At 68.7% G+C, this 10,233-nt stretch carries 11 protein-coding genes; 4 read left to right on the top strand and 7 right to left on the bottom strand.

Translation table 11 applies throughout. From position 1 onward, the window contains the following. On the top strand, positions 1–273 hold a 273-nt coding region (locus tag E1181_RS30345), incomplete at its 5' end, for an amidase family protein (RefSeq protein ID WP_268952519.1). 497 nt (positions 274–770) lie between these two features. Further along, on the top strand, positions 771–1,349 hold the full coding sequence (locus tag E1181_RS30340; RefSeq protein WP_132679840.1) for a GAF domain-containing protein: 579 nt from the start codon (positions 771–773) through the stop codon (positions 1,347–1,349). Positions 1,350–1,380: 31 nt separating this feature from the next. Here E1181_RS30340 and E1181_RS30335 read toward each other — a convergent pair whose 3' ends face one another. The 4 genes from E1181_RS30335 to E1181_RS30320 form a co-directional block, all read right to left on the bottom strand. Further along, positions 1,381–2,646, bottom strand: a complete 1,266-nt coding sequence (locus E1181_RS30335; RefSeq protein WP_132679839.1) for an acyl-CoA dehydrogenase family protein — start codon at positions 2,644–2,646, stop codon at positions 1,381–1,383. Positions 2,647–2,792: 146 nt separating this feature from the next. Then, positions 2,793–3,065: a hypothetical protein gene (locus E1181_RS30330; RefSeq protein WP_132679838.1), complete on the bottom strand. Its 273-nt coding sequence runs from the start codon at positions 3,063–3,065 to the stop codon at positions 2,793–2,795. 310 nt (positions 3,066–3,375) lie between these two features. After that, the gene (locus E1181_RS30325) at positions 3,376–4,803 is read right to left on the bottom strand and encodes an aldehyde dehydrogenase family protein (protein ID WP_132679837.1); all 1,428 of its coding nucleotides are present in this window, start codon (positions 4,801–4,803) and stop codon (positions 3,376–3,378) included. Between the two features lie 67 nt (positions 4,804–4,870). Further along, on the bottom strand, positions 4,871–6,151 hold the full coding sequence (locus tag E1181_RS30320) for an MFS transporter (protein WP_235877163.1): 1,281 nt from the start codon (positions 6,149–6,151) through the stop codon (positions 4,871–4,873). 70 nt (positions 6,152–6,221) lie between these two features. Between E1181_RS30320 and E1181_RS30315 the strand changes: the two genes are divergently transcribed. Together E1181_RS30315 and E1181_RS30310 are read left to right on the top strand one after the other, a co-directional pair. After that, entirely contained in the window at positions 6,222–6,899 is a 678-nt protein-coding gene (locus E1181_RS30315) for a GntR family transcriptional regulator (RefSeq protein ID WP_132679836.1), read from the top strand. Between the two features lie 140 nt (positions 6,900–7,039). Beyond that, positions 7,040–7,444, top strand: coding sequence for a PAS domain-containing protein (locus E1181_RS30310; protein WP_132679835.1), 405 nt, complete (start codon positions 7,040–7,042; stop codon positions 7,442–7,444). A 28-nt stretch (positions 7,445–7,472) separates the two neighbouring features. Here the strand turns inward: E1181_RS30310 and E1181_RS30305 are convergent, their stop codons facing one another. The 3 genes from E1181_RS30305 to E1181_RS30295 form a co-directional block, all read right to left on the bottom strand. After that, positions 7,473–8,603: an SPFH domain-containing protein gene (locus E1181_RS30305; protein WP_132679834.1), complete on the bottom strand. Its 1,131-nt coding sequence runs from the start codon at positions 8,601–8,603 to the stop codon at positions 7,473–7,475. A 21-nt stretch (positions 8,604–8,624) separates the two neighbouring features. After that, positions 8,625–9,056: an NfeD family protein gene (locus E1181_RS30300; protein WP_132679833.1), complete on the bottom strand. Its 432-nt coding sequence runs from the start codon at positions 9,054–9,056 to the stop codon at positions 8,625–8,627. Between the two features lie 73 nt (positions 9,057–9,129). After that, complete coding sequence (locus E1181_RS30295) at positions 9,130–9,936, bottom strand: DUF3097 domain-containing protein (RefSeq protein ID WP_235877162.1); 807 nt, start codon at positions 9,934–9,936, stop codon at positions 9,130–9,132. Positions 9,937–10,233: the final 297 nt, after the last annotated feature.

Genomic DNA, 10,233 nt, shown 5'->3' with positions numbered 1-10,233 from the left:
GTCCCCATCCCCGCCTTCACCGCAGGACGCGAATCCCCCACCGACGGCGACCGCTGGACCACCTGGACCCCGTTCACCTACCCGTTCAACATGACCCAGCAACCCGCCGCCAGCATCCCCTGCGGCCACACCGACGACGGCCTGCCCATCGGACTGCAGATCATCGGCCCGCGCCACGCCGACGCCACCGTCCTGCGCGCCGCCCACGCCTACGAGCAGGCCCGCCCCTGGACCCGCACCACCACACCGAAGCAGCGGGCCACGGACTCCTGAAGCCGCCCCGATGAGACGGAGGCACCACGCGGTGAGCTCCTCGACGAGGCCGGACCAGATGGTGGATGGACAGCAGTTCTCCTGAGATTGACCAAATCGGCCTAGTCTCCCTCGCGGTCGTCGTAAGCTGCGGCCGTGAGCACGTGGTGTGCGACGACGCGACGGACGGGTTCGACGAGCACCGCCGGAAGCGTGCGCTGCTCTGATGCCGGCGAGCGCGTCCTCAATGGCCGGCCGCACCGAAATCGGCGACGACGCTTCCGGACCCAATTGGGACCAGCGCAGGAGGAAATCTCAGTTCGCCGAGCATCTTCCCGAAGTGCGCCTCGGTGGAGTTTCCCCGGAGAAACTCCACTTCGACGTCGAAATGCGCCATGGGCGCGCACAAAGAGCGTCGTCGTCGTGACCAGCCGGCACCGCAGGGCAAGATCTGACGGTTCCGGCTCCGTGACATACTTTTTTGCGATCACCCAGTAAGAGGCTCCACGGGAGGTTCCATGACTGAGGACTATCGGCTCGAGCGCCACGGCAACCCGCTCGAGAACGACCCGGGCGCGTTCCAACGCCGCCAACGACTGCAGCAACTCGGTTTGACGCGAACGGGAGCCCGAGAGCTGGACGCTTTCGCAGCTGATCTCGCCGCCGACGTGTCGTCGATGACCGGCGGTGGCCTTCCGTACACGATGGTCAACCTGTTCTTCGACGCGGACCAGGAGCCCGTGCAATATTTCGCCGGGCTTCACGACCCCAACGGGGGCATGAAGCGCTACATGAACCTCAACGAGGGCTTCTGCGCACACGTCGTCAAGCGGCGGCTGGCGCTGCAGCTCGACGACGTCTGCGACTACCCCAGGTTCGGGGAGAACCCGGCGCTCGACCTCCTGAACGTGCGCACGTATCTCGGTGCGCCGGTCATCGACGATGATGGAACAGTGCTCGCGACGGTGTGCACCGTCGACAACGACGTCCGCAAGTACGGACGGGATGGAATCGCGTTCATCAAGGAGAAGGCCAACGCTGTGCTGGACATCTTGAAACGCCCGTTGACTCCCGTCGTCGACGGCGAACGCCTGTGATGAGCATGCACGGCACCGTCGCGATTGCCTGCTAGAGCTCCGAAGACTCCTGGACTTGAGCGGGGAACCGAGCCGACCATGATGATCGCTCGGTTCCCATAGCGTGCTGGAACAGCCTGTAGCGCTGGAAATCTGGCGTGCCCGCCGGTGAGATGAGGTGGTCGAGGTACACCGCGTCCCGCGGGAGAGCACCGACCAGGCCGTAGGCGCTGTGGATGTCTTTGGCCAGGGCCACGAGTTCTTGCCCGCGGACGTAGGACTGCAGTTTCGCGTTGTTGAGCGCTGCGTCGAGCTCAACACCATCCCAGCCCCGGTCGCGCCCAGCGGCGGCGGCGTACACATCGGTTCGCGTTGACATGTACAGCGATTGCATCTTGCCCAGCTTCTGCTGATTGACCTGTAGCTGGTCAAGGGAACGTGCGTCCGGGTGCAGAGGGCGCTGCTTCAGGAATCTCACGGTGCCGTCGAGGACGCGTGACATGATGCCCAGGCCGACTGCCGCCAGATTGAGCCGCCCGTAGAGGGTGCTGCTGGCTTGCGCGACGTACATGCCCTCGCCTTCGGCGCCGATGAGGTTGGACGCAGGGACTTCGCAGTCTTCGAAGCCCACATCGCCGAACGAGAATCCGTCGATGACGCGGGGCTCGCCGAGCACCACCCCGGGACGATCGGCCTCCACCACCAATGCGGTGAGCCCGGCGATGCCCGAGGTCCCGGGTGTACGGGCGATCACCCCGTGCAGATCCGCACCGTTGTGGCTGCCACCCACGAACGTTTTGCGGGCCAGTCCGACCCCGTTGAGGACATAGGTGTCTCCGCGCCGCTCGGCCGTGGCGCGGGTCTGGCCGATGTTGCCGCCCGCCCCGGGTTCGGTGACGGCGATGGTCGGCAGGCAGTCACCTCGGGCGATGGCCGGCAGCCACCGTCCCTGCTGGACGTCGGTGCCGTGGTGCAGGATCTTCGCTACGCCGAGGTAGTAGGCCTGGAACAAGTACCCCATCGGCGGTGATACCTGGGAAATGGCCTCCAGCACAGCGGTTTTGGCCACCTGTCCTGCACCGATGCCGTCGTAGCGCGTGGGAATGGTGAGTCCGAACCAGCCGTGCTTGCCGAAGCTCCGGGCAAGGTCCAGTTCGGGGACCGTGCTGCCTTCCAGATCACTGCTGCGGGCAGTGATCTCGTCGTCGACGAACGTTCGTGCTTGTTCGCGGACCTCTAAGTCGCGGTTGGTCATGAATAGCTGCTCAATGAGATCCGGCATCAGCCCGCCCTGCTCCTCCACCGGTTTTGTGACCAAGGAGCAACCATACTGATGCGGCGGGAGCTCCGACAGATCGAAAGATCAGAAACCCTGCGTGGTCTTGTGATGATCGCGACCGAAGTTCACTTGTTTGGGGCTATGCGGGCTGTGCAAGCGCGATAGACCGCCCCTGCGCCGCGGCTTTAACTGTTGCCGTAGGTCGCGAAGTCACCGCGGCGGAGCCGGTCGAGCGCGGCAGCCGGAAGCCCGGCCACCACCCCCGGCACCGTCGCCGGCGTCAAGCCGAGGCACAGCCCGGTCTCCGGGTGGACGAGAAGCCGGCCGCCGCCCTGGTTGGCCTCCATGATGTCGTAGAGGAAGTTCGTCCTCGGGCCGGTCATCTCGGCCGGCCATTCCTGAAAGCCCAGGCCCAGACGCCTCGTACACCACCACACCGCCCGGTCAACGTCGGTCACGCTCAAACCCACATGGCGGGCCCCGGTCATCGACATAGGCGCATACCCGCTGACTGAACGCCCTGAGGGGCACACATCCAGCCAGTGATCAGGATGTGCGGTCGGGGCACCGAGTCCCTGGCCACCAGCTCAAGAACGATCACCACGTGCCCTTCCCCTCATGCGACTGCCGGCCACGGTGCGCGGCGTTCCGATCAGCCTCAGCCACACCAGCACCGCTTGTCCAGTACGACCCGGCCCAGTTCCACGAGAGTGGACGGCCACAGTGGCGAGCCGATCGCGCAACCCCTCTCCTGGACACAACGCGAACTCAGTCCCACGCCGACATCACATGCTTGATGCGCGTGTAGTCCTCCAGACCGTGCAGGCCGAAATCCCGCGCCGACGCCGAATGCTTGAAACCCGAATGCGGCATCTCGGCCACCAGCAGGTCATGGGTGTTGACCCACACCGTGCCCGCCTGCAACCGCCGCGACAGCCGCATCGCCCGACCGTGATCACGCGTCCACACGCTCGCCGTCAACCCGTAGCGCACACCGTTGGCCAACTCCACCGCCTCCTGCTCACCGGCGAAGGACTGCACCGTCACCAACGGCCCCAACATCTCGTGCTGCACCAGCTCATCGTCCTGCCCGCACCCGTCGACCACCGTGGCCTCCAGGAAGAAACCCCGCTCACCACGCCGCCGACCACCCGCCACCACACGCGCGTGCCCCGGCAACCGCTCCAACCGGCCCAGCACCAGCTCCAACTGCCCCTCGCTGTTGAGCGGACCGAACGCCGCATCCGCGTCCTGCGGCGGACCGGGCCGCAACCGCCCGGCCCACTCCACCAACCGCCCCACCAACTCCTCGTGCACCTCACCGGCCACCAGCACCCGGCTCGCCGCCGTGCAGCTCTGCCCCGCGTTGCCGAACGCCGCCGCCGCGATCCCCTCCGCAGCCCGATCCAGATCCGCATCCGCGAACACCACCGCAGGCGCCTTACCACCCAACTGCAGATGCGCCCGCTTCAAATCCGCCGCCGCCGACCCCGCGACCTCCATCCCCGACCGCACCGTCCCCGTGATCGAGAACATCCCCGGCACCTCGTGCGCCACCATCGCCCGACCGCTGTCCCGATCACCGCACACCACGTTCACCACACCGGCCGGCAAGAACTCACCCACCAGCTCACCCAGCAACACCGCGCTCACCGGCGTGGTCTCCGCCGGCTTGAGCACCACCACGTTGCCCGCCGCCACCGCAGGACCGATCTTCGCCGCGGCCTGCAACAGCGGATGCGTCCACGACGTCACCGCCGCGCACACCCCGATCGGCTCCCGCCGCGTGAACGACGTGTGCCCCTCCCGGTACTCACCACCCGCGGTAGCACTCTCCACCCGAGCCGCACCCGCGTAGAACCGCAGCAGATCCACCGCCATCGGCAGCTCCTCCGCCCGCACCACCTCGAACGGCTTGCCGGTGTTGCGGCACTCGGCCAGCACCAGCTCCTCGCTGCGCGCCTCCACCGCATCGGCGATGCCCAGCAACGCCTCCTGCCGACGCCTCGGCGTGGCCTGCGACCAGGACTCGAACGCCCCGGCCGCCACCGGCATCACCGCATCGACATCCGCCCAGCGCGTCAACGGCGCCGTCGCGTACTGCTCACCCGTGCTGGGATCCACCACCGGCAACGTCGCACCATCCAGCGCCGCCACCGACTCGCCACCGACCAGGTTGTGCAGTTCCCCATTCACGCCACACGCCTCCAAGCCACGCCGACCGCCGCTGGCCGACCACGCACCCGAGGCTAACGCCGCAAGCTCACCGCAGGGCGCGGTCCCGCGACCACCACTGCGAAGCGGTACCGATCACCAGCAGCGCCAGCACCGGCGCGAACGCCCACCGGTACCCCACCGCCGGATCCAACTCCGACACCAGCTCCAGCACACCACCGACCAGCAGCTGGATCAGCACCGCAGCGCTGAAACCACCCATGTTCACCACACCTGTGGCAGTACCGGAGCGGTGCTCGGCGTTGGCCGTGCGCGCACCGTCGAAGGCCAGCATCGCCGCACCACCGGCCACACCGACCGCCAGCAACGCCACCACCAGCACCGGCATCGGCAACACGCCCGGCCAGCCGACCATCACCGCCCACACGACCACGACCATCGAGGACAACCCGAACGTGTAGCGCTCCCGGCGGCGCGGACGCCCCGACACGTACTGCCCGGCCAACCACGACCCCGCGATGAACCCGGCCACGCTCACCAGCAGCAGCGACCCGACCTCCGACCGGCCGTGCCCCTGCGCGGCGCTGAGCCACGGCCCGCCCCACAACGTGGTGATCGCGACGAACTGCGCCATGAGCACGAAGTGCGTCCAGAACGCGTGCTTGGTGCCGCGCTGCGCGGCCACCGCCCGCAGGCTGTGCCGGATCCGCTCCGACACCGGCTCGGACTCGGCGACGTGGGCGTGCGCCGAGGAGTCGCGGTCGCGGATGATCAGCGCGGCCGCCAGCCCCAGCGCCGCGGTCAGCGCCGCAGCGCCCAGGAACGTCGGCACCCACCCCAGCGAGTGCAGCGACAGGCTCAGCGGCAGCGTGGACACGACCTGCCCGAGCCCGCCGGCCAGACCGGTCAGCGCGGCGACCTTGCCGTAGCGGTGCGGCGGGAACCAGTGCGCGGCCAGCCGCAGCACGTTGGTGAACATGAACGCGTCACCGAAACCGATGAGCATCCGCCCGGCGATCCCGCCGACGATCGAACCGCTCAGCGCGAACACCGCCGAGCCGACCGCCAGCGCGATCATGCCGCCGGTGATGACCTTGCGCGGCCCGAGGCGGTCGGCCAGCAGCCCGGCCGGGATCTGCAGCACCAGGTAGACGCCCAGCTGCAGCGCGGAGAACAGCGCCAGCACGCCCGGACCGGCGTCGAAGCGCTGCACCGCCTCGGGCGCGGCGACACCGAGCCCGGCGCGGTGGAACAGCGCGGCGCAGTAGCACAGCGCTCCCACACCCCAGACCAGCCACGCCATGCGGCTACCAGGTCCTCGCCGCTGGGCGCCCGCCTGCTGCGGTGGCGCTTCGACCGTCGTGGACAACTGCGACCCCTCCCCTGGAAAAGACTTGTATCCATCATAGATACAAGAGGGGTGGAAGTAGGATGCTCACGTGTCGAGCGCAACAGCATCCGAGACGCCGGCGGCCGACCGCGCGTACCAGCACGTCAAGGCCGGACTCCTCGACGGCAGCTTCCCCGACGGCGAGCTGCTCAGCGAGGGAGAAGTGGCCAACGCCCTCCAGATGTCGCGCACACCGGTCCGCGAGGCGTTCCTGCGCCTGCAATCGGAGGGGTTCCTCAAGCTCTACCCCAAGCGCGGCGCCCTGGTCGTGCCCGTCAGCGCGGCCGAAGCCCGCGCCGTGATCGAGGCCCGCCTGGCGCTGGAGAGCTTCGCCATCGACAAGCTCGCCATCGAAGGCCCCGAGGCGATGACCGCCATCGGCCGCGAACTCGCCGGCCACCCCGCCTGCGACGGCACCGACCTCAGCGACGCCGAGATGCACGTCGCCGACCGCGCCTTCCACGCCACCATGGTCGGCGCCGCGGGCAACCCGGTCGTCACCGACCTCTACAACACCCTGCGCGACAAGCAGATGCGCATCACCTCCACCGCACGCACCCACTCCACGCGCGAGCGCATCACCCACCAGCACGCCCAACTCGCCCACACCCTCGCCGAAGGCGACGCCGAGCTCGCCAAGAAGCAGCTCCGCGAACACCTCCTGGGCACCGTCCGCGCCCTCGGCATCGCAGGCGGCTCCTACCTCGACCCGACCGACGACGCCTGAAGCCGGTTTTTTCTGGTGTCAGGTGCGCGGAAGGGTGCGATGTGGAGCATTGATTTCGGCTAGCACTGAAATCACCGAGGCTATTGACCATCAACAGGGTGTTCCGGAAGGCGCTGATCCTCCGGCCGCATCATCTGGCCATGAACGACATCGAGCACCGCTCAGCCTTGGTCATCGCCGACGCCAGCGGCACGATCGTGCACTTCAACGCCGACGCCGAACTACTCTTCGGCCACCCCGCCAGCGAAGCCGTCGGCGCCACCCTGGACCTCATCGTTCCCGCCGAGCACCAGCAGGCGCACTGGGCGGGATGCCACCGCGCCATGCGCACCGCCCACGCCGACCTCGAAGGCAATCCCATCAACCTGCCGGTGGTCTGCCGCGACGGCCAGACCCGGGTCTTCCCCGGAGTGTTCGGCGTGCTGCGCGACCCCTACGGCAACGCCCAGGGCGCCGTGGCCACCTACGCTGCCGCCCGCGAGGGCGCGCAGCCGTTCACTCCCATCACCGCACCCGCCCAACGAGTACGTCCCGGCGCCGGATGACCGGCACCGGGACGTGACGAGCGCTGCCTCAGCCCTGTTCCGGCGGCTGCGCCATGTTCGCCGGCGGAACCTCCTTGCGGGCCACCGCCTCCGCCGCACGCACCGCCTCGGCGACCTCGGGGTTGGTGGAGGTGTCGAACCACGCCTGCACCGACTCCTCCACCGCCTCGGCCGGCGGAGCGTCGCTGGTGTCCTGCGACGGCTCGTAGCGGAACACCCCGTCATCGCCCGGCTCACCGAGCATGCGAGCGAATCCCTCCAACGACTTGCCGAAGTCGCTGGGCACCACCCACACCTTGTTGGCATCGCCCTGCGCCATCTGCGGCAACGTCTGCAGGTACTGGTAGGCCAGCAGCTCCGGGGTCGGCTTGGCCCGCTTGACCGCCGCGAAGACCTTCTCGATCGCCTTGGCCTGCCCCTGCGACTGCAGGTACTGGCTGGCCCGCTCACCCTGCGCCCGCAGGATGCTCGACTGCCGGTCGGCCTCGGCCTCGAGGATCGCCGCCTGCTTCTGGCCTTCCGCCGCCAGGATCGCCGACTGCTTCTGCCCCTCGGCGGTCTTGATCGCCGACTCCCGGGTGCCCTCGGCGTTGAGGATCATCGCGCGCTTCTCCCGATCGGCGCGCATCTGCTTCTCCATCGAGTCCTTGATCGACGGCGGCGGATCGATCGCCTTGAGCTCCACCCGCGCCACCCGAATGCCCCACCGGCCGGTCTCGGTGTCCAGCACCCCGCGCAGCTGCGTGTTGATCGCATCCCGGGAGGTCAGCGTCTCCTCCAGGCTCATCGCACCGACCACGTTGCGCAGCGTCGTGGTGGTCAGCTGCTCCACCGCCACGATGTAGTTGGAGATCTCGTAGACCGCCGCCCGCGCATCGGTGACCTGGAAGTACACCACCGTGTCGATCGAGACGGTCAGGTTGTCCTGGGTGATCACCGGCTGCGGCGGGAACGACACCACCTGCTCGCGCAGATCGATGCGCGCCCGAACCCGGTCGAAGAACGGCACCAGCATGTTCAACCCCGGCTCGGCAACGGTCCGGAACCGGCCCAGCCGCTCCACCACCGCCGACTGCGCTTGCGGCACGACCATCACGGACTTCACCGCGACGATCAGCACCAGCAGCACCACGACCACCAGCACGATCACTTCAGCCATCTGCACGAAGTCTCATCTCCCTCAGGGCTCGGCCCACACCACCGCTGCGGCGCCCGCGATCTCCATGACGGTGACCGTGCGACCGGCCTCGAAAACCTGCGTCTCGTCCAAGGCCCGCGCCGACCACAACTGGTTGTCGATGCGGACCTGACCCCCTTGCGCATCCACTGTGGATTCCACGCGCGCCTGCTTGCCCACCAGGGCGTCCACGTTGGTCTTGAGCTCGCGCTGCTCGGTCATGCGCCGCTTGAGCGCAGGCCGGGCCAGCACCACCAGTCCCAGGGCCAGGACCGCGAACACCGCGACGTCCACGCCCAAGGGCATGCCCAGCGCCGAACTACCGGCGGCCCCCAGAGCCGCGGCGCCGATCATGACCAGCACGAAGTCTCCGGACAGGACCTCGGCGCCGATGAGCAGCACCCCGGCGATCAGCCACAGCAGCGCAGGAGTCATGCTCCCATCGTGGCACGCCCGCCCCAGCCGCCACTGGCATTTCAGCCCACGTGATCAACGTGTGACCGCCGGATCACCCCTCCGCGGTGACGAAGTCGATCAGCTGTTCCACCGCGGTCAGCAGCGGCGTCTCGACGTCGCGGAAGCCGGAGGCACCGGCCAGCACCCGCCGCCAGCCCTCCGCCGGCTCGCCCCAGCCCAGCCGCGAGCACACGCCCTGCTTCCAGTCCTGCCCGCGCGGCACCGTCGGCCACTCGCCAATCCCCACCGCGGCGGGCTTGACCGCCTCCCAGATGTCCACGTACGGGTGACCGGTGATCATCACGTGCTCGTCGGTGATGCCCTTCACCAACCGCGATTCCTTGCTGCCCGCCACCAGGTGGTCCACCAGAACCCCGACCCGGCGACCCGGCTCCGGCCCGAACTCGGCCAGCAACCCCGGCAGGTCGTCCACGCCGTGCAGCGGCTCGACGACGACGCCTTCCACCCGCAGGTCGTGACCCCAGATCCGCTCGACCAGCTCGGCGTCGTGAATGCCCTCCACCCAGATCCGGCTGCCGCGCGCCGTGCGGGCCCGCAGACCCTCCACCTTCACCGAACCCGATGCCGACCGCGCCGGAGCCGCCGGGGCGCTCGTGCGCGCCGGCACCAGCGTCGCGGGCTTGCCCTCGAACAGGAACGCGGCCGGGCGCATCGGGAACAGGCGCTGCTTGCCGTGCCGGTCCTCCAGCACGACGTTGTCCTTCTCCACCCGCAGCACCGCACCGCAGAACCCGCTGGCCGGGTCCTCGACCACCACACCCGGTTCAGCCGGGACCTCCGGCACCTTCTTTCGCCGCGAGCCCGACAGGATGTCCCGTCCATAATCAACCGACCGCACGATCGGACACGGTAATCCGATCGTGGCCGACCGTCGTGCCGCCACGCCGCGCAACCGCCCCATGGGCGGAGTCACACCACACCTCCCCCCGGGCGCGGCAAGGGTTTTCGATCCGTACCCTCTACCGACGTGCCATGCCCAAGCGCCACTTTGGTTGTCTGGTCGTCCGCCTGGCTGCACGGTGCGGCCGCGTCGGACGACGTGCTCGATGCCCTGCAGACCTGGGGCGAGGTGCAGGAGTTCCGCGCCGCCGACGACGAGCTCGCCGCGCGCCTGGACCTGCCCGGCCCCCACGAC

This window comes from Saccharopolyspora terrae (assembly GCF_004348435.1).
In the GTDB taxonomy this organism is placed as follows: Bacteria; Actinomycetota; Actinomycetes; order Mycobacteriales; family Pseudonocardiaceae; genus Saccharopolyspora; species Saccharopolyspora endophytica.
This window is presented reverse-complemented; position numbering and strand designations above follow the sequence as displayed.